The sequence below is a fragment of the Dyadobacter diqingensis genome (assembly GCF_024220585.1).
Lineage (GTDB): Bacteria > Bacteroidota > Bacteroidia > Cytophagales > Spirosomataceae > Dyadobacter > Dyadobacter diqingensis.
Genome location: NZ_JAMXKF010000007.1, coordinates 325,170 through 344,723, shown reverse-complemented (window position 1 = coordinate 344,723; position 19,554 = coordinate 325,170). Strand labels below are relative to the sequence as shown.

Annotated in this window: 16 protein-coding genes; 8 read left to right on the top strand and 8 right to left on the bottom strand. The window is 43.4% G+C overall.

Features of this window, described 5'->3' with window-relative positions; genetic code table 11:
* Positions 1-21: 21 nt before the first annotated feature.
* The 3 genes from M1L62_RS19845 to M1L62_RS19835 form a co-directional block, all read right to left on the bottom strand.
* A complete protein-coding gene (locus M1L62_RS19845) occupies positions 22-1,200 on the bottom strand; it encodes a PQQ-dependent sugar dehydrogenase (protein ID WP_254561359.1) in 1,179 nt (392 codons plus the stop codon).
* A 79-nt stretch (positions 1,201-1,279) separates the two neighbouring features.
* Entirely contained in the window at positions 1,280-2,275 is a 996-nt protein-coding gene (locus M1L62_RS19840; RefSeq protein ID WP_254561358.1) for an aldo/keto reductase, read from the bottom strand.
* A gap of 271 nt (positions 2,276-2,546) precedes the next feature.
* Positions 2,547-4,832, bottom strand: coding sequence for a GH92 family glycosyl hydrolase (locus M1L62_RS19835; RefSeq protein ID WP_254561357.1), 2,286 nt, complete (start codon positions 4,830-4,832; stop codon positions 2,547-2,549).
* 365 nt (positions 4,833-5,197) lie between these two features.
* Here M1L62_RS19835 and hslU point away from each other — a divergent pair, with 365 nt between their 5' ends.
* The gene (gene hslU / locus M1L62_RS19830; protein ID WP_254561356.1) at positions 5,198-6,595 is read left to right on the top strand and encodes an ATP-dependent protease ATPase subunit HslU; all 1,398 of its coding nucleotides are present in this window, start codon (positions 5,198-5,200) and stop codon (positions 6,593-6,595) included.
* Between the two features lie 193 nt (positions 6,596-6,788).
* On the opposite strand, the gene M1L62_RS19825 is transcribed toward hslU, so the two are convergent.
* The 3 genes from M1L62_RS19825 to fmt all read right to left on the bottom strand — a co-directional run bounded on the left by M1L62_RS19825 (position 6,789) and on the right by fmt (position 9,723).
* Positions 6,789-7,766 (bottom strand): alpha/beta hydrolase, encoded by a 978-nt coding sequence (locus tag M1L62_RS19825; RefSeq protein WP_254561355.1) that lies wholly within the window; start codon positions 7,764-7,766, stop codon positions 6,789-6,791.
* Positions 7,767-8,036: 270 nt separating this feature from the next.
* Entirely contained in the window at positions 8,037-8,528 is a 492-nt protein-coding gene (locus M1L62_RS19820; protein ID WP_254561354.1) for a dihydrofolate reductase, read from the bottom strand.
* Between the two features lie 274 nt (positions 8,529-8,802).
* Positions 8,803-9,723 carry a methionyl-tRNA formyltransferase gene (gene fmt / locus M1L62_RS19815; RefSeq protein ID WP_254561353.1) on the bottom strand — a complete coding sequence of 307 codons (921 nt, stop codon included), beginning with the start codon at positions 9,721-9,723 and terminating at the stop codon, positions 8,803-8,805.
* A gap of 237 nt (positions 9,724-9,960) precedes the next feature.
* On the opposite strand from fmt, the gene greA reads away from it, so the two are divergent.
* From greA to M1L62_RS19790, 5 genes are all read left to right on the top strand, one after another.
* Positions 9,961-10,443 carry a transcription elongation factor GreA gene (gene greA / locus M1L62_RS19810; protein WP_254561352.1) on the top strand — a complete coding sequence of 161 codons (483 nt, stop codon included), beginning with the start codon at positions 9,961-9,963 and terminating at the stop codon, positions 10,441-10,443.
* Positions 10,444-10,578: 135 nt separating this feature from the next.
* On the top strand, positions 10,579-10,902 hold the full coding sequence (locus M1L62_RS19805) for a hypothetical protein (protein WP_254561351.1): 324 nt from the start codon (positions 10,579-10,581) through the stop codon (positions 10,900-10,902).
* A 48-nt stretch (positions 10,903-10,950) separates the two neighbouring features.
* Positions 10,951-12,021 carry a M42 family metallopeptidase gene (locus M1L62_RS19800; RefSeq protein ID WP_254561350.1) on the top strand — a complete coding sequence of 357 codons (1,071 nt, stop codon included), beginning with the start codon at positions 10,951-10,953 and terminating at the stop codon, positions 12,019-12,021.
* Between the two features lie 152 nt (positions 12,022-12,173).
* Positions 12,174-13,226, top strand: coding sequence for a PA0069 family radical SAM protein (locus M1L62_RS19795; RefSeq protein ID WP_254561349.1), 1,053 nt, complete (start codon positions 12,174-12,176; stop codon positions 13,224-13,226).
* 50 nt (positions 13,227-13,276) lie between these two features.
* A complete protein-coding gene (locus M1L62_RS19790; RefSeq protein WP_254561348.1) occupies positions 13,277-14,542 on the top strand; it encodes an exo-beta-N-acetylmuramidase NamZ family protein in 1,266 nt (421 codons plus the stop codon).
* Positions 14,543-14,863: 321 nt separating this feature from the next.
* On the opposite strand, the gene M1L62_RS19785 is transcribed toward M1L62_RS19790, so the two are convergent.
* Positions 14,864-15,364, bottom strand: coding sequence for a hypothetical protein (locus tag M1L62_RS19785; RefSeq protein ID WP_254561347.1), 501 nt, complete (start codon positions 15,362-15,364; stop codon positions 14,864-14,866).
* A gap of 731 nt (positions 15,365-16,095) precedes the next feature.
* The gene (locus M1L62_RS19780; RefSeq protein ID WP_254561346.1) at positions 16,096-16,443 is read right to left on the bottom strand and encodes a hypothetical protein; all 348 of its coding nucleotides are present in this window, start codon (positions 16,441-16,443) and stop codon (positions 16,096-16,098) included.
* A 219-nt stretch (positions 16,444-16,662) separates the two neighbouring features.
* Between M1L62_RS19780 and M1L62_RS19775 the strand changes: the two genes are divergently transcribed.
* Positions 16,663-18,816 carry a TonB-dependent receptor gene (locus tag M1L62_RS19775; RefSeq protein ID WP_254561345.1) on the top strand — a complete coding sequence of 718 codons (2,154 nt, stop codon included), beginning with the start codon at positions 16,663-16,665 and terminating at the stop codon, positions 18,814-18,816.
* 50 nt (positions 18,817-18,866) lie between these two features.
* Entirely contained in the window at positions 18,867-19,520 is a 654-nt protein-coding gene (locus M1L62_RS19770) for a hypothetical protein (RefSeq protein WP_254561344.1), read from the top strand.
* Positions 19,521-19,554: the final 34 nt, after the last annotated feature.

Genomic DNA, 19,554 nt, shown 5'->3' with positions numbered 1-19,554 from the left:
AAAGCCTCTTTAAAGTAATTTTTAAGCTTTCGGGCTGATGCGGACGATCTTTCCGGAGTTTTCAAGCACTACATAAATATTGCCATCCGGCCCCTGACGAACGTCGCGAACGCGGCCTAGTTTTTCAAAAATAATTTCCCGGCTCAATACTTTGTTGCCTTTTACTTTGAGGTGTTGCAGGTAAGCGAATTTTAATGAACCAACCAGCAAATCGCCATTCCAGTCCTTGAATTTCGGACTCGTCACAAAAGTCATTCCGCATGGTGCGATGGATGGGCGCCAGTAGATCACAGGTTGCTCCAAACCTGCACGGGCAGTATCTTTTGAAATGATGCTGTTGTCATAATCAATCCCGAAAGTGATGAGTGGCCAGCCATAATTTTTGCCTTTTTCAACGATGTTAAGCTCGTCACCTCCTTGCGGGCCGTGCTCATGTTCCCAGATCACACCCGTGGTCGGATTAATCACCATTCCCTGCGGGTTGCGGTGGCCGTAGCTCCATATCTCAGGTCTTGCGCCTTCTGTTTTTACAAACGGGTTATCCGTCGGAATTTTTCCATCCTCATGCAAGCGCACAACTTTTCCCTGATCTTTACTCAGATTTTGTGCGTTTTCCTTTTGGCCACGTTCGCCAAGAGACAGAAATACGTAACCTTTTTTATCAAAAACAATACGTCCGCCGAAGTGAACATTTGCTTTCACATTTGGAATTGCCTTGAATAAGTGCTGAATTTCGACAAGCGCATGGTCTTTCAATTTGGCACGGATCAACGCCGTATTGGCACCATTGTCGTCACCTTCTTCACCTGCCTGTTTTGGAGAAGAATAACTGATATAAATCCAGCCGTTTTTTGAATAATCCGGGTGAAGCGCAACGTCCAATAAACCGCCTTGACCTTTATAATACACCTCCGGAACGCCCGAAATAGGTGTTGGGTCCAGTACTCCATTTTTTACCAGACGCAACTTGCCACCACGTTCCGTTACCAATAAGTCGCCGCCTGGCAAAAACGCAGTTGCCCAGGGCATGGTCAGCCCTTTTGCAACGGTATCCACTTTTAGATCGGCTTCTGATATTCCGGCCTTTTTTTCTTCCGGGTGCGAAAAGTTATTACTCATTAAGCCCAGTGAAGCGAGCAAAAGCATGCTTCCCAACATCAGAGGGACATTCTTTTTTAACGATAAAAAATTCTTTTTCATAAGTTCAGGATGAATAATAACGATTTTTTGGAATGGACAATGTTCAAAGATAACAATATCGGGTGGAGTTTTTTATTTTCTATTTGACCAGATCCAGCTTGTTGAGCTCGTCGGTGATGAAATTTAATTCTTCCGTACTGAGCTTGATATCCATGGCCTTCGCATTCTGGATTGCCTGTTCGGCATCCCGTGCGCCCACCAGTGCAATGGTGATGCCCGGCTGCTCAACCGTCCAGCGGATAACCAGCTGACCCAAACTGGCTTGTTTTTCATCAGCCAGGGGGCTGATCTTGTTCAGGAAAGCGTCCACACGTTTCAGGTTTTCATCTTTGTAAAAATAGATTCCCGCGCGGTGGTCGTCCGCCCCGAATTTATAACCGGGTTTCATTTTGCCCGTCAATAGTCCACGCTCCAATGGACTGTAAGCCAAAATTGACTTGTTATTTTCGAGGCAATAGGGCACGGTTTCCTTTTCAATACCCCTTTTGACCATGCTGTAAGGAACCTGGTCAGATACCAGATTGATATACTTTGCAGCCTCCCGCATCAGGTTTGCGTCATAATTACAAACGCCGGCATGACGTACTTTTCCCTGTTTGATGAGGAGTGATACGGCCTCCATGGTTTCTTCGATCGGTGTCGTTTTGTCGTGCCAGTGAATCTGGTAGAGGTCTATATAGTCCGTGCCGAGCCGTTTCAGGCTTTCTTCACATTCCTGGATAATACTATCTTTGGCAGCGTATTTATAAATATCAATCGCTTTGCCGGCATTATCCTTGCTGTGCATCGCCAGATCGCCTTTCGCCAAATCCCAGCGCATGCCGTATTTCGTAAGAATCTGGACTTTGTCTCTGGGCAATTTCTTGATGGCTTCCCCCACAATTTCTTCGCTGAGTCCTTGTCCGTAAACCGGTGCCGTATCAATCGATGTTACGCCGGCGTCGTAAGAAGCCTGAATCGCTTTTACGGCTTCACTGCGTTCCGTGCCTCCCCACATCCAGCCCCCAGCCGCCCAGGCACCAAAAGTTACCACGGAAATTTCAAGATCGGAGTGTCCAAGTTTTCTGTAAATCATATTTTATTGATGCTTTCGGCTGTCGGCAATCGGCGATCAGCCAGTTCTAGGAATGAATTAATTTCAGGATGGTCTCGATAAAGAGCAGGAATGTCAAAAGAATTATTCCATTGACAAGAGATGCCTTAAAAAGATCTTTTAAAGGGTGATTTTACTGTTTAATAGATGACATTACGAAAAAAAACCACCTTCGGTCTAAACCTAAAAGGTGGTTTTGGGAAAAATCATATGAATTAGCAAGAGCCGACTGCTGAAAGCCGATAGCCGATTGCTATTTTGTCAACGAAAACGGTGCCGCTTCCGGTTTGATACCCCACGCTTTTGAAGGCGCGCTGATCATGTTGAACTGAAGTGTTCCACCGTTCTGGATATCCTTGTGTTCAAGATACGTATTGCCGTATGGCTTTCCATTCATCGTCGCGCCATCAACATACAGGTTTGCTGCACTTGTCTTTGGGGATTCAATGGTAAATTTCTTGCCATTTTCCATCGTGATCGTTGCTTTTTTGAATAGCGGCGAACCGATCACGTACTGGGTTGTCCCCGGCGTTACTGGATAAAAACCCAGGGAAGAGAACACATACCAGGCAGAAGTCTGTCCGTTGTCTTCGTCTCCGCAATAACCATCGGGTGTTGGCTGATACAGTTTTTTCATTACCTGACGCAACCAGAATTGTGCTTTTGAAGGCGCTCCTGCATAGTTATACAGATAGATCATGTGCTGGATCGGTTGGTTACCGTGTGCATAATTACCCATATTCATGATCTGCATTTCGCGGATTTCATGGATCGGGAAACCATAATAGCTGTCGTCAAAAATCGGAGGCATGGTAAATACAGAATCCAGTTTCTGAACAAACGCTTCTCTGCCGCCCATCAAACCTACGAGACCTTTCACATCCTGGAATACTGACCACGTGTAGTGAATGCTGTTTCCTTCTGTAAATGCATCACCCCATTTGAAAGGGTTAAAAGGTGTCTGGAATTTTCCGTCCTCATTTTTTCCACGCATCCATTTGGTTTGCGGATCAAACAGATTACGGTAGTTCTGGCTTCTTTTCAGGTATAGATCAATTTCAGCCTGTGGTTTTTTCAATTCTTTCGCCAATTGGGAAATACAGAAATCCGCATAGGCGTATTCCAAAGTGCGGGCTGCGTTTTCGTTGATTTTTACGTCATAAGGAACATAACCCAATTTGTTGTAATAATCATGTCCGAAACGGCCTACTGAACTTACCGGACCGGCATTGTTGGTATTTTTGATAATTGCTTCGTACAATTTATTGATGTCGTAACCGCGGATACCCTTTACGTACGAATCCGTGATCAGCGATGCAGAGTTTGAGCCGATCATACAGTCGCGGTGACCTGGACTTGCCCATTCAGGCAAAAATCCGCTTTCGTCATATGCATTTGCCAAACCTTCCATGATGTGGGCATTCAGGGTAGGGTACATCAATGTGAAGTACGGGAAAACGGCGCGGAAAGTATCCCAGAAACCATTATCCGTAAACATATATCCCGGACGAACTTCGCCATTGTATGGACTGTAATGTACTACTTTTCCTTTTGCGTCAAATTCGTAGAATTTTCTTGGGAATAGCAAAACGCGGTACAGACAAGAGTAAAATGTACGGATTTCGTCGATGTTGTCACCTTCAACGGTGATGCGTGAAAGCTCCTGATTCCAAACTTTACGGCCTTTTTCCTGTGTCTGGTCAAAGGTATCACTGCCAAGTTCGGTTGTCATGTTGCGTTCAGCCTGTTCGTAGCTGATGAAAGAGGAGGCCACTTTCAAACCAATTTTTTCGCCTGTTTTTGTTTCAAAACGGACAATAGCACCCACGTGGTTTGCTTTAACTTCAAGTGTGTCTTTTGCAATTTTCTTGTTGTTCCAGGCAGAAGAAAACTTGAAGGCTTTATCAAAAACCAATACAAAATAGTTTTTGAAATTGGCTGGTACGCCACCGCTGTTTTTGGTTGTGTAACCGATGATCTTACGTTCAGAAGGAATAATTTTCACATAAGAACCTCTGTCAAAAGCGTCAAGCAAAACGTAGGAACTGTCTGATTTTGGGAACGTGAAACGGAACTGGGCAGCGCGTTCGGTCGGTGCAATTTCGGTCGTAACGTCATAATCTGCCAGATATACCTTGTAGTAATTTGGCTTAACCGTTTCTGCTTTGTGAGAAAACCAGCTGGCACGGGCATTTTCGTCAATTTTCAGGCTCGTCATCGGCATGATCGAAAATTGGCCGTAGTCATTGATCCAGGGACTTGGCTGGTGGGTTTGTTTAAACCCGCGGATTTTTTCAGAGTCGTACATGTAACTCCATCCGTCTCCCATTTTTCCGGTTTGAGGCATCCAGAAATTCATCCCCCACGGCAAAGCAATGGCAGGGTAGGTGTTCCCCGATGATAAACTGAATTTCGACTGCGTCCCCATCAGCGGATTTACATAATCAATCAGATTGGCTGATGTCGGGGCCGTTTGGGCAAAAACGTAGGATTGGGTTAATAGGGCAAAAAAAGCGAAACAGGAGATAATTTTTTTCATGTCAAGGGAAAACCTTTTTTGATGTTTATGGTAGCAGTTTATAATCAGTTAATCAATTGCTAAATCCTTTTAGTTTTATTTAAAAGTAAATTTCACCAATGATATTAATGACTATCAAAATGCTTTTCGGACGGCAATTTACTAAAAAGATTCACTTGCAATTACCGTTCTGAATTATTTCCGCTTGGTATCATTTTTTTATAGTTTAAACTGTGCAGAATATATTTAGGCATTGAAATATCCAGGCTTGCATTTTAGCGTTAAAAGGGTAGTTTATGACTGCTTTTTTAACAGGAAAACAGGTTTTTTCTTCGTTCTGAGCACATCTTTTAAAATTTAAGTTTAGTATATTTTATAAATCCACTATGACCGAACACTTAAACCGCCTTACGCCACGACAAATTGTCTTTGAACTGGATCAGTATATAATCGGACAAAATGACGCAAAACGCAATGTCGCGATCGCTTTGCGGAACAGATGGAGGCGCATGAATAGTCCAGAGGATATTCAAAAAGAAATTATTCCGAACAATATCCTGATGATCGGGGCGACCGGTGTTGGTAAAACTGAAATTGCACGAAGACTGGCAAAAATCGCCGATGCACCTTTCGTAAAAGTGGAAGCTTCCAAATTTACAGAAGTTGGTTATGTAGGTCGTGACGTTGAAAGTATGGTGCGAGACCTGGTGGAACAGGCCGTGGGCATGGTACGCACCCAGAAAAAGGAAGAGGTAAAAATTAAGGCTGAACAGGCCGTTGAAGATATTATTCTGGATGCTTTGATTCCGCCAATCCATGGAAGCAATGTCATCAAACCCCGCCCGGATAACGGCGATGCCAATGGCGCCATCCCGGACGATGATAACGAACTGAACCAGCGCACGCGCGAACGTTTCCGTGAGAAAATACGTAACGGCGAACTGGATGAACGGAAAATAGAAATTGAAATCCAGCAAAACCAGTCACCCAGTGTGGGCATGATCGGCGGCGCGATGGATGATATTTCGATGATGAATATTCAGGAAATGATCGGTAACATGGTGCCGCGTCGTGGAAAAAAACGCAAGGTGACCGTGGGTGAGGCTAAAAAACTCCTCCTGGACGAAGAGGCAGGAAAGTTGATCGATATGGATGAGGTGAAAATGGAGGCGATCCAGAAAGCGGAAAACCTGGGTATTATTTTTATTGACGAAATCGATAAGGTTGCTTCAAGCCGTTCAGGCGGGAGTGGACCGGATGTGAGCCGTGAAGGCGTACAGCGCGACTTGCTTCCGATCGTGGAAGGCAGTGCTGTTAATACAAAACATGGCGTCATCAATACAGACCATATCCTTTTCATCGCAGCGGGTGCTTTTCATGTGGCGAAACCGTCTGACCTAATTCCTGAATTACAGGGGCGTTTCCCGATCCGGGTTGAGCTCAACAGTCTTACGGAAAGCGATTTTTATCAAATTTTGAAGACGCCGAAAAATGCTTTGACAAAACAGTATGAAGCAATGATGGAGGCCGAAGGCGTGGATTTACAATTTGAAGATGGCGCACTTCGTGAAATGGCACGTATTGCTTTTGAAGTTAACAGTGAAGTTGAAAATATCGGTGCCCGTCGTTTGCAGACGGTGATGAGCCTGCTTTTGAATGACTTTATGTTTGATATCCCGGATGTGATCGGACCAGACTCAGCGATCGTCGTAACGGCGGATCTGGTTAACGAAAAATTATCTCATTTGGTGAAGAACAGAGACCTTAGCCAGTTTATTTTGTAGGCTTGGGGGGAGGGGCAAGGGGATTGCACAAAATGTGCTTCCTGGCGTTTCCCTTTACTGATTTATTGAAAAACCCCTGTTTATTGTCTTGTTCCGTGAAATTGGAAGAAAGACAGAAAACAGGGGTTTTAAGGTTTTGTACCGAGGCCATCCATGCCCTGAGCTCCATGCCCAAAGCAACCTGTGGCTCAAACTATTCTCCTCCGTAAAGCCACTTCAATGCTTTTGGAAATTCTTTTCCCCAGCATTCTTCGGAGTGTTTTCCTTTCGGATTCAGTGAGGTTTTGATTTTTACGCGGCTATATCCAAATCCCTGATTGGCAAGTGTTTCCTGTAATTTTGTGATGTTAGGGATCATTTCAGAACCTTCCTGTCCGCCGCCGTACAGATAGATCCGGGTTTCAAAAGGCTCAAAGAAGTGAATCGCATCGAAATAAATCTTTCGCGAAATCCAGAGCGAAGGCGAGAAGATCATCAATCTCCCGAAAACATTCGGATACATCAGTGCCGCATACATACTTAACAAACCGCCAACCGAACTGCCGCCCATACCGGTATTCAGGCGATCCGGGAGCGTTCTGTACGTTGCATCTATTTGCTGTTTGAGCGTTTCCGTAACAAATTTCAGGAACAGATTACCCAACCCTTTTCCTAAATTCGGATTGTCGTAAGGGGAAAATTCCTGCACACGTTCGTCTCCGCCATGGTCAATTGCCACGATGATAACGTTTGCTTTATCCTCACCTGCCAATGCTGCAAGGCTGCGGTCAATTTGCCAGTTTCCATAAGGGGAACCTTCGCCAAAAAGATTTTGGGCATCCGTCATGTACAACACCGGATACCGGCGGTCGGGCTGCGCGTAATAATCGTGAGGTAAAAGCACGTGCACACGGCGATCCTTATGCAGCTGAGGAATTTCAAAAGTTTCGGAAAGTACCTCAATAATGGGCATCAAATCCAGTTTCGTGGAGTTGTCAATTTGCCATCTGGTTACAAAATCTGCAATGACACCGGTATTTTTAGCAATAGTCCGGTTGCCATAAGGCTGTCCGTAACGGTCAAGTTCCACCTGGTCCCAGCCGCCCCGCGTGTATTTATATTCAAGAGGGAACGGAAATCCGAAATCGGATGGGAATTCGAAGCTATAACGTCCCGGAGCTATCTTTTTCATTTGATAATGAGGCAGGTCCGGTAGCCATTTGCAAAAGTTACCTGTAATAAATATAGGACGGTTGTCTGAGTCTGGTGTCGTTAACGTTATAGTAAGCGTATCTTTTAACGTATCTAATTCTTTAAGCATTCTTTATGGTCGCACTGGGTCAATATAAGTGTCAAATTTACAGGAAATTTGTAACGAATGGTAACAGAATGAATAGTTTAACAAAAAAAAATCTGTCACCGGCAAGACGATTTGTATCGGTCAGTGCCAATCAGATGTGGTTCATTTTCTGACAAAATCGACAAAATCAAAAGAAATAGCATGCTTTTCGTCAGACTCGTGATGAATTCGTTCAGACTCTTTCCATAACTCAGGATTTTCTATTTTGAAAAATGTATCTCCTTCAATATCAGTATGAACTTCTGTGATATACAGTTTGTCACAAATAGGCTGAACCTGATTGTAAATTTCTCCTCCGCCCACGACAAAAGCTTCGTCTGTGCCTGTTTGTTTTGCTGCTTCAATAGCGTCTTCGAGGGTATTGACCACGATAGTGCCTTCGAAAAAAAAATTTTTGTCGCGGGTGATGATAATGGATTGTCTGCCCGGAAGTGGTTTACCGATGGATTCAAAGGTTTTTCGGCCCATGATCATCGGATGGCCGAGCGTCAGTTGTTTAAATCTTTTCAGGTCATCCGGCAATCGCCAGATAAGCTGGTTGTCAAGCCCGATAACGCCATTTTCAGATACGGCAACGATAATGGAAAGAAGCATTTGTTTATAACTTTTTAGTCAGAATGATGTTTGTCATTATTTCGGTGCGATACATCTTATTTGTCGCATAAATCATATGTTACAAATATTGTGGTGTTACGCTCTTTGGGCGCCGGGGTATGGAATGCCGTAATATTTGTGACATGACGTTTCCTGTAAGATTTTCCTTATGTGTTATAAATGAAATGTACAAATATCGTGATGATCTGAAAGTTGAACGACGGGTGCAGAGCACCAAAATATTTGTAGCAATTTTTATAACCGATCATATTGACTACAATTTAGCACCCCTTAAAAAATCGCCAGTTGCCATTTTCTTTTTGCCTTCCAATTGTAAAACCTCAATCGAAAGCCACACATCACCAGCGCGGAATTGCAGGGAAGTTTTATGGTCGGTTTTAAATTCACCAGGTTGTCCGTCGCTGTTGTCTTCCGTGATACTTGTCTTGAAAATTTTACAGGAAAGTCCGTTTAACGTGGTCCATGCGGCAGGATAAGGAGAAAGGCCGCGTACGAAATTGTGTATTTTTTCGGCGGGCTGTGTCCAGTCAATTTCACAGGTTTCCCTGAAAATTTTCGGAGCCATTTTTATTTCTTTCGACTCGTCCTGCGCCTCCTGAGGGTAGTTGCCATCTTCAATCGCCTTCACGGTTTTTACAACCAGTTTTCCCCCGATCTCCATCAGTCGTTCATACACCGAACCGGCGTCATCATCCGCCTGGATCGGATCTTTTTCCTGGAAAATAATTTTACCCGTATCAATTTCCTTTTCAATAAAAAATGTGGTGACACCCGTTTCAGTTTCCCCATTTATTACGGCCCAGTTAATCGGCGCAGCACCACGATATTGTGGCAATAACGAGCCGTGCAGGTTAAATGTGCCATATTTTGGCATACTCCATACAATTTCCGGCAGCATTCTAAATGCGACTACTACTTGCAAATCTGCATTTAAAGCCTTTAATTGGGCAATAAACTCAGGATTTTTGAGTTTTTCAGGTTGAAGAACCGGGATTCCCTGTTCTTCTGCATATATTTTCACGGGAGATGACGTTTGTTTCTGACCACGTCCGGCAGGTTTATCTGGCACGGTAATTACAGCAATTACATTAGAATTGCTTTCTACCAGACTTCTTAAACTGGGGACAGCAAATTCAGGCGTTCCCATAAAAATGATTCGTAATTTATCAGGCATGGATTGTATCTGCTTTTAACAATTTTGGCTTGTTACCATTTACAAATATTGCTATTTTTGTCGTTCATATTAAAAACAATGGAAAAGATAAAAAGATATTGCTGTCGAAAAGCTAAGGTTTTCTAGTCTTCTACTACGGGTTGGAACGAACTCTTGTAGAACGGTCTTGGAACCGTTCTTTTTTTTTTGCCCCGGCACCAATTTTAAACATCGGAAAATATTAAACATAATTAAGAAATGGCTAAAATTTCATACTATACCGAGGAAGGATTAAACAAGCTGAAAAATGAATTGAATGATATGAAAACCAAAGGCCGTACTGCCATTGCTGCACAAATTGCAGAGGCACGCGACAAAGGTGATCTAAGTGAAAATGCTGAATATGACGCCGCAAAAGACGCACAGGGAATGCATGAAATGAAGATTGCCAAGCTGGAAGAAATTATGTCAAATGCCAGGGTGATTGATGAATCATCGATGGACAATTCTCAGGTTGCAATTCTTTCCAAAGTGAAGATCAAGAACCGTAAAAACGGCATGGAGGTAACTTACACGCTGGTTTCGGAAGAGGAAGCGGATTTGAAGGCGGGAAGAATATCCGTAGGTTCGCCCATCGGAAAGGGATTGCTGGGCAAGAAAGTAGGCGAAACAGCTGAAATAAAAGTACCGGCAGGCTTAATGGAATTTGAGGTTTTGGATATCAGCCGGTTCAGCGAATAGGCTTTCAAAACAACTGGATCGGTCTCGGCTTTGAGACAAAATGACCAGGAAGAAATGTTGAATTGTTGATTGGTATTCCTTCAATAATTCAACATTTTTTATTTAACATTGGGTTAAGATTCAAAAAAGCCGGATATGAAATTTAAGGGATATTTGCTGACATTTTCGTTCCTGTGGGTGGAAGGTATGGCTATTTTCCCTTTTATATTTTTGAAGAAAAAAGCACCGGGGAAAGTTCTTTTGTATCATGAATGTATTCATTTGCGCCAACAGCTCGAACTGGGCCTGCTGCCTTTTTATATATGGTATTTTTTAGAATATCTGATCCGGTTAATTCAATATCGCGAACATCATCTGGCCTATCTTAATATATCTTTTGAGCGTGAAGCTTATGCAAATGAGCGCGAATTTGAATATCTTGAGAACCGAAAATTCTGGGGATTTCTGAAATATCTGTGACGGAAATTTCCTGACTACATAGAGTGATTACATTTCAATTAAAAAAGTATGACCGAACAAAGCAAAGCGTTTTTATACAAGTATTTAAACAATGCGTCGCCAACAGGATTTGAGGCGTCCGGACAACAGATCTGGCTGGATTATATTAAACCTTACATTGAGGACCAGATTATTGATGTTTATGGAACGGCTGTCGGGGTTATCGGTGGCGGACAGGAATATAAAGTCGTTATTGAAGCGCATTCGGATGAAATTTCCTGGTTTGTAAATTATATTTCTGAGGACGGGTATATCCACGTTCGTCGTAACGGTGGCTCGGACGCAGCGATTGCGCCTTCCATGCGGGTTAATTTACATACTTCAAAAGGCGTTGTAAAAGGCGTTTTTGGCTGGCCGGCAATCCACGTGCGCGACACGGCGAAAGACCAGGTGCCAAAAGTGCATGAGCTTTTCATTGACGTGGGCGCTTCAAAAAAAGAAGAAGTGCTTGAAATGGGTATCCATGTGGGTACGGTTGCAACTTTCGTGGATGGTCTGGATGAGTTGAATGACAAATTTTACATCGGGCGTGCACTGGACAACCGAATGGGCGGTTTTATGATCGCGGAAGTAGCGCGGATGCTGCATGAGAATAATGTAAATCTGCCTTTTACCCTTTACATCGTTAATGCGGTGCAGGAGGAAATCGGTTTGCGAGGCGCTGAAATGATTTCCCGTCGACTGAAACCGGATCTTGCTATTTGTACGGATGTAACGCACGACACGCAGTCGCCGATGTACAATAAGAAGGAGCAGGGCGACCTGAAATGTGGAAGCGGACCGGTGATTTGTTACGGACCGGCGGTACAGAACAACGTACGCGACTTGCTGATCAATGTGGCTGAGGATAAGAAAATCCCTTATCAGCGTCAGGCGGTGAGCCGTTCTACGGGAACTGATACGGATGCTTTTGCTTATTCAACGGAAGGAATAGCTTCGGCGTTGATTTCTCTTCCGCTGAAATACATGCATACAACGGTAGAGATGGTACACAAGGATGACGTTCAAAACGTAATTCAGCTTATGTACGACGTGCTTCTTTCTTTAAAAGGAAACGAAGATTTCAGGTATATCAAGTAGCAGAAGGAGTAGAGCTTAGGGCAGGGAGAGCCTGGACGAGACTTTACAATGAACGCTATGAACGATTGGTAAACAAACGGGGGAGGAAATAGAGTGAACAAGCCCTATGTTCTTCCCCGTTTGCGTTTGAAACATATTTTACACTTCATCACATGGACAACAGAGCGAGAGGCAGAGGGGCGGGAATTAACACCAACAACAGGTTCAGGAAACAGGAAATCGAATATACGGAGGAAGACTGGCAGCAATGGGAAGAGCCGGAAACCAATGTCAAAACCTTGTTTATTGAGGAAATATCCAAATCGATTCTCAGCACTTCGGATAGTCCCGACTTGCGGAATTTCAATTCGATCAATCCCTACCGGGGTTGTGAGCATGGTTGTATTTATTGCTATGCGCGCAATTCACATGAGTACTGGGGCTTTTCGGCCGGACTGGATTTCGAAACCAAAATTGTTGTGAAAAAAAATGCTCCGCAGCTGCTTGAAAAACTTCTTAATTCTAAAAAATGGCAACCGGAGACGATATTCTTTTCAGGGAATACCGACTGTTATCAGCCTGCTGAAAAAAAATATCAGCTGACGCGGCAGATGCTGGAAATTTGTCTGAAATACAGAAATCCGGTAAGTGTCCTGACCAAAAATGCGCTGATTTTAAGAGATATTGATATTCTGGAAAAGCTTGCGAAGCTGAACCTTGTACATGGCGCGATTTCAATTACCTCACTGAACGAAGATTTAAGAGGGAAACTGGAGCCAAGGACAGTTACTGGGAAACGTCGTTTGCAGGTCATAAAAACATTACATGAAGCGGGCGTACAAATGGGCGTTATGACGGCTCCGATCATTCCGGGATTAAATGATCACGAAATCCCATCGATCATTCAGGCGGCTTCTGAAGTCGGCGCTGTTTGGGCTGGTTATACAGTCGTGCGGTTGAACGGGGCCATTGCAGAATTGTTTGAAGAATGGATCAACCATCATTTTCCGGATAAAGCTTCAAAAGTATTGAATCAGATCAAAGAATGTCACGGCGGTCAGGTCAATGATTCCCGGTTCGGGCTGCGTATGAGCGGCGAAGGTAAATATGCAGAGCATATCAGACAGCTGCATGCCCTTGCATGCCGTAAATATTTCGGAAACAAAGAGCTTACCACACTCGACACTTCACAGTTTATAAAGGGCGGACAAATGAAACTTTTTTAGTCCGGCATAGAAATTGTTTATTGTACCCAATTATTCTTAAACCTTATTTCATGAAAAAAGTAATCCTCGCCTTAGTTTTTTTTGCTTCCATTGGCATCGGTACAAATATTTGCGCAAGTACGACCGGTAATAAAAGCACGTTTCTGGCAACTTCCGATTCACTGGAAAACAGCATTCTAACTCCTGCAAAAGCAATCATTACCGGGGCCGACCAGACCTCCGAATACCTCAAATATTTAAAGGGTAAAAGAGTAGCGATGGTGGTCAATCAGACTTCAATCATTGGTAAAACACCCAGTGTAGACAGCCTGGTGGCGCTTGGTATTAATATTGTCAGGATTTTCGGGCCGGAACACGGGTTTCGCGGGAATGCCAGTAACGGAGCAAAAGTTAATGATGAGAAAGATCCCAAGACCGGTATTCCGGTTATCTCACTGTACGGAAAATTAAAGAAACCGAGCAAAGAACATCTGGCGGATATTGATCTGGTGATATTTGACATTCAGGATGTTGGCTGCCGTTTTTATACCTACATCAACACACTGGATCACGTTATGGAATCATGTGCTGAAAACAACAAGGAGCTGATGATCCTGGACCGTCCCAATCCGAACGGTTATGTTGTCGACGGCCCGATTCTGGAAGATCACCTGCATTCGGGCATAGGTATGCACAAAATACCGATCACACATGGAATGACCATGGGTGAATTTGCACAAATGTTAAATGGTGAAAAATGGCTTCCTGGACAGTTACAGTGTAAGCTGAAAATTGTTAAGGTGGCAAATTATACCCACGACACGCCATATGAGCTGCCGGTTTTCCCTTCACCGAATTTAAACAGCCAGCAATCCATTCTGTTGTATCCGAGTATTTGCCCCTTTGAAGGCACTATTGTTAGTCAGGGAAGAGGCACCTATATGCCGTTTACCGTCCTGGGTGCCCCGTTACTGAAAGGGAAATTCGGGTTTTCGTTTATGCCGAAAAGTATTCAGGGGATGAGCGAAACGCCACTGCATCAGAATCAGGAATGTTATGGACTCGATCTAAGGAAGTACGATGTTGCATCGTTGCGAAAAAGCAGGCAGATCAATTTGAAATGGCTGATTGAAATGTATAACGCCTATCCCGACAAAGCGAAGTTTTTCGATATGTCGCAAAGCAAGCAAATGGGAAGTATTGATAAGCTGGCAGGAACGGAAAATCTGAAAAAACAGATCATAGCCGGAACCTCCGAAGAAGAAATCCGAAAAAGCTGGGAGCCGGGGTTATCCGATTATAAAAACATGCGAAAGAAATATCTTCTGTATCCCTAAGCATGCTGAAAACTCACTTCTGATTAAAAACGAAACATCCCTGCGGCAAAACCACAGGGATGTTTTAATTATTACTCAACGAGATTAGATATTATCTTTTAGTAACTGTTTAGTTACATTGATTTTCAGGCGTAACGTTTTAACTCCGAAAGAATCTTTAGATTCTTTCGACTCATATACGCTTGGATCGTGCCGATAGATCGATGGAACCAAAAAAAGATTAATTTTTTTTGTAATAAAAATAAGGACCGTGACAGCCAGCTATCACGGTCCTTATTTTTATTTTCAGAACTAGTTGAATTATAGGGAGAAAGGTTCCGGTTAAAACTTTGCAGTTATGACCTTGGTATCGCAGCCTACGGCTCCGTTATTTACAAAACCAACACTCAAATCTGTAATTTTTGTTGATTTTCCGGCTGGCAGATCTCTTTTGATTGTGATCACTTTGGTTGTTAAAGCCTCCTGGGTGTCGGATAAATATTTGAATTCGGCTTCAAAGCTCTTGGCTGACTGAGTGGATTTGTTTTCAACCAGCATATTGTGGATGGCTATACCACCAACCAGATGCCACTCATTTTCTACGATTTTTATGTTGTCGTTAATCTTATTTTTTTGAATAACCTCAGCGAGTTTGGCAGAGTCTTTCGCGTCGAGCACGGTGGTGACGGATTTAACTTCTTCGTTTTTCTTTAAAAAATCGAGCTGTTTGTAGTAGTACAAAATATAAATGAAAGCCAATATCGGAACGATCGCGCTGGTCCATTTAAGCCACTCTATCGCTACTTTTTTGAATTTTGAACTTTTACGTTTTCTTGACGGCATTTTTTTCGAATTACGTTGAGAACTGCAAATAAAAGCATCAGACGTAGTAAGAATACTATGTTCGCTTAAATTTTTAGCCAAAAAATAATCAAAATTTGAATATGCAGAAAATAAGGAGGAGAAGGGATTAGACTAAGCTATTGGAAAACAAAAACTTGACGTGTTTTATGCTTTGCTTATTTTGTTTTCCACACATACTTAATGATCGGAAATTAGCCGGTTTTAACCGCACGGCTTACCACCAGACATATTCTAAGATATTGTAGAGTATCAAAACCAATATCAACAATCCAATCATAGAAACAACAACTTTGGCCCGCCCTGCAAAAACAGGCTGGTCTTCATGCGAATCCTTCATGATTGTTAAATATTGTAGCGGTAAACAGTGAAATTCTGGTCTGTTAACAGAGCCATGGTAAAATTATTTAGCGGGTGTATACTATGATCCAGGAAGTGTGTATTGATGTTGCTCAACGGTGACACAAGATTAGTTTTTTCTGAATTGCCTTACAAACCGTTAAATAACTTATCGCAAAAGTGTTGGTATTTTAATGATCTTTTCATAGTGATATATTAAAAATACTTTTGAATACTGACGCGTGTTTTCTGTAATTATCAAACGTTCTGATAATTATTTCAGAGTAAAGTCTCCGGAACGGCTAAATTTACTTACTATGTAACCACAAATTTATTAAAAGATACAGTTTTCGCAAGTTTACTTAGGAGAAATCTTATGGTTTTCCGCTTTTTTTTCTGGTTGTATCCGGATAAATAACACCTCCGGTCGTGATAGTTCTTTTTCTCTTTCTGACATAACTTCCCGTTGTATCTGCTCCCGGTCGGCCGGTGCTGCTTCTGCTTCCTTCCACGGAGCCGGAGGAATTTACATTGCCGTTATCATTTAACACAGGAGCATTTTCCTTAATCACAGGAATTTTTTGTAAGTCTGTGCCCTTGGCTGTGTCAATGATGGTCGTTTTTTTGTATGTCCTTTTTTTGTAAGACGTTGTACTTTGTCCGTACGAAAACAAAGGAGCGGCCAATATGACGATTAGTATGGCAGTTTTCAGTTTTTTCATGATGATCAGTTTGATAAGTGATGATGATCTTTTTTGTATTAAAAATATTATTCCCGCAGAAAGGATTCAGCTGAATCTCTAAATATTTGTCAAATGGGACAATCAATTGGGTAGGATAATTCTAAACTCCATCGCTATCATTTTACACTTCGGTAAACCGTAATTTTTCATATACTGCGCATTGATCAATTTTGACATAAACCTAAACGGAAAGTCAAAATGAAAGTATTGTTTTCTACGCTGTCGCTACTTTTTTTAGCCGGTTGTGTATTGGGACAAACAAAAATTTCCGGGAAAATTACAGACCAGAAAGGTGTTGCGATGCCCGGTGCCAATATATTCATCAAAGATACTTATGACGGTGTCTCTTCCGATGAAAACGGAAATTTCAGTTTTGTGACGAATGAAACGGGCAAGCATGTGCTCAATTTTCAGGCAATGGGTTACAAGTCCCAGGAACGCGAAATTGAATGTACAGGCCAGCCGATCCGGTATCAGATAACACTTGCTGAAAGTATTAACATATTAACGGCGGTGACCATTACAGCCGGAGCCATGGAGGCCAGCGATGTAAAAAAGGCGGTTGTGCTGAAACCACTGGATATTGTGACGACCTCCGGCGCTATGGGTGACATTACCGCTGCCATGCTCACCCTGCCCGGCACTTCTACGGTGGGCAACGACGGACGTTTATTTGTGCGCGGTGGTGATGCCTCCGAAACCAGCATTTTTATCGATGGTTTGCAGGTCGGCAATGCCTATGGAAGCACGGCGACCAACGTACCGACACGTAACCGGTTTAGTGCCAACTTATTTAAAGGATCTTTTTTTAGCACCGGTGGTTATTCTGCTGAATATGGTCAGGCGCTTTCTTCTGCCTTGTCGCTTAATACGATCGACCTGCCATTACGAAATCAGGGCGACCTGAGCATTATGTCTCTCGGAGGCGGTTACACACAAACCTGGGTTGGGGAAAAAGATGCGTTAATGGCTTCGGCAAATTATTACAACCTGGCCCCTTACCAGTCACTGGTAAACCAAAAGTTTGACTGGGAAAAAAGCCCGGTAAGCTGGGACAGCGAAGTCGCTTTGAAGCATAAATGGGGCAAAGCGGGTTTTATTAAGGCATATGGGCATACGGAGGGAAATTCCATGACGATCTGGCAGAAGAATGCGGGTGAGCCGGGGCGTGGCGATCGGGTCCATATCAATAATCGCTATTCCTATGGTAATCTCTCTTTTCGTCAAACGGGCAAAAATGACTGGTCGTTTTATGGCGGACTCGCCTATTCGCACAATCGCGATGCTATTAACCTGAATCAGGAACCGATCCGTCAGATCAATCAGGTCGGGCATGCGAAAGTGGTGGCTGTAAAAGATCTTGGTCCTCAGTTTTCGCTGAAAAACGGTTTGGAATGGTATCTGAAATCTTATTCGGAAGCATTGGTCGCTGATCATTTGAAAAGAGATATCCGTGACAACCAGTTTAACCATTTTGTGGAAGCAGACTATTATTTCAGTAACCGGTTGATTTTTCGGGGTGGGTTAAGGAGCGGATACAGTACGGCGGCCAAACAATTCTGGATAGATCCCAGGGCTTCGCTGGCCTATAAGCTGAATAATCAGGGACAGTTTTCGATTGCCGCGGGGAGATTTCATCAGCTTCCCGATGAAAAACTCAGGGTTTTGCAGACCGATTTGAAAAATGCAGAGGCGAGCCATTACATCCTGAACTATTTTATAACCAGTAACAACCGGACATTACGTGCAGAGGCTTTTTATAAGACTTATGAAAACCTTGCCACATACAAGGGAACAGACCAGGCACCGGTTGCAATCGCCCAAAAGGGCTCGGGATATGCCCGCGGAGCGGATTTGTTTTACCGTGACAAAACCACTTTGAAAGGCACGGACTTCTGGATCACATACAGTTTTGTCGACAGCAAGCGCCGTTATGCCATTTATGAGTCAAAAATACAACCCTCGTTCGCTCCAAAACATAACGGCTCGGTTGTCGTCAAACATTTTGTGAGTGCGCTGAAATCGCAGCTTGGCACTTCCTGGTCGTGGAACAGTGGTTATACCTACAATGATCCCAATCTGGCCGGTGAAATGAAGGGAAAAACAAAGGCTTACAGTGACCTGAGTATCAGCTGGAGTTATCTGCCGCGGCCCAATGTCATATTGCATGCGGCTTGCTCCAATATCCTTGGCCGCAACAATGTTTTTGGGTATAAATATGCCGGCCAGGTGGACGAAACGGGTACTTTTTCGGGGATCCCGGTTGGTCAGGGTGCTACCCGTATGGTGTTTGTCGGGTTGTTTATCACTTTTTCGAAGGATAAAAATGCCAATCAGCTAAACAATCTGTAAAGCCGTCAACGATTTGAACATCTCTTTTACAAACCATAAATTTTAATGACATGAAAAAATTAATCTTAACAATCGCCTTTGTTTATTGTGCTGTTTTATCCGTTTTGGCGCAGGATTCCCCTTATCAGAAAGCCATGAAAAAGGAGATCTCCAATCTGGAAAAGGCCGACTCACTTTCCAAATTCCAGCAGTCGGCCAATGCGTTCGCGCGTATCAGTCAGCTTAATCCGGGAGCGTGGCAGCCCTATTATTATGGTGCGCTGGCTTATATTTACCAGGGACTCGATGGCTCGCTAAGTTTGCATAAAAAAGATGAAGCACTGGCCAAAGCAGAAGAGTTGATAAAAAAAGCCGATGTTATTTCGCCTAATAATTCCGAGATTGTCACCCTCGAAGGATTTAAAGTAATGGCGGAGGTAAGTGCGGATCCGGGCAGCCGGGGCCAGAGCCTGTCCGGTGCCGTGATGTATAACTTTGGAAAGGCGCTCAGCATTGATCCGAAAAATCCGAGAGCGACCGTTTTGATGGGGCAAATGGAGTATGGCACAGCGAAATTTTTCCATTCAGGAACAGAAAAGGCTTGCGGACTGGTGAAAAAAAGCCAGACTTTGTTTGAGGAACAGCCGGTGGAAACACTTACGGCATCTTTACTGCCAACCTGGGGTGGAAGCCTTGCAGGACGGCTTGCCAAGGCATGTCAATAACTGATAATCATAGAAAGTTGAATTAACGTAACAA

Bases quoted from the DNA above. Each gene is read 5' to 3' on its own strand.
- M1L62_RS19845 (WP_254561359.1), bottom strand. From the start codon at position 1,200: ATGAAAAAGAATTTTTTATCGTTAAAAAAGAATGTCCCTCTGATGTTG.
- M1L62_RS19840 (WP_254561358.1), bottom strand. From the start codon at position 2,275: ATGATTTACAGAAAACTTGGACACTCCGATCTTGAAATTTCCGTGGTA.
- M1L62_RS19835 (WP_254561357.1), bottom strand. From the start codon at position 4,832: ATGAAAAAAATTATCTCCTGTTTCGCTTTTTTTGCCCTATTAACCCAA.
- hslU (WP_254561356.1), top strand. From the start codon at position 5,198: ATGACCGAACACTTAAACCGCCTTACGCCACGACAAATTGTCTTTGAA.
- M1L62_RS19825 (WP_254561355.1), bottom strand. From the start codon at position 7,766: ATGAAAAAGATAGCTCCGGGACGTTATAGCTTCGAATTCCCATCCGAT.
- M1L62_RS19820 (WP_254561354.1), bottom strand. From the start codon at position 8,528: ATGCTTCTTTCCATTATCGTTGCCGTATCTGAAAATGGCGTTATCGGG.
- fmt (WP_254561353.1), bottom strand. From the start codon at position 9,723: ATGCCTGATAAATTACGAATCATTTTTATGGGAACGCCTGAATTTGCT.
- greA (WP_254561352.1), top strand. From the start codon at position 9,961: ATGGCTAAAATTTCATACTATACCGAGGAAGGATTAAACAAGCTGAAA.
- M1L62_RS19805 (WP_254561351.1), top strand. From the start codon at position 10,579: ATGAAATTTAAGGGATATTTGCTGACATTTTCGTTCCTGTGGGTGGAA.
- M1L62_RS19800 (WP_254561350.1), top strand. From the start codon at position 10,951: ATGACCGAACAAAGCAAAGCGTTTTTATACAAGTATTTAAACAATGCG.
- M1L62_RS19795 (WP_254561349.1), top strand. From the start codon at position 12,174: ATGGACAACAGAGCGAGAGGCAGAGGGGCGGGAATTAACACCAACAAC.
- M1L62_RS19790 (WP_254561348.1), top strand. From the start codon at position 13,277: ATGAAAAAAGTAATCCTCGCCTTAGTTTTTTTTGCTTCCATTGGCATC.
- M1L62_RS19785 (WP_254561347.1), bottom strand. From the start codon at position 15,364: ATGCCGTCAAGAAAACGTAAAAGTTCAAAATTCAAAAAAGTAGCGATA.
- M1L62_RS19780 (WP_254561346.1), bottom strand. From the start codon at position 16,443: ATGAAAAAACTGAAAACTGCCATACTAATCGTCATATTGGCCGCTCCT.
- M1L62_RS19775 (WP_254561345.1), top strand. From the start codon at position 16,663: ATGAAAGTATTGTTTTCTACGCTGTCGCTACTTTTTTTAGCCGGTTGT.
- M1L62_RS19770 (WP_254561344.1), top strand. From the start codon at position 18,867: ATGAAAAAATTAATCTTAACAATCGCCTTTGTTTATTGTGCTGTTTTA.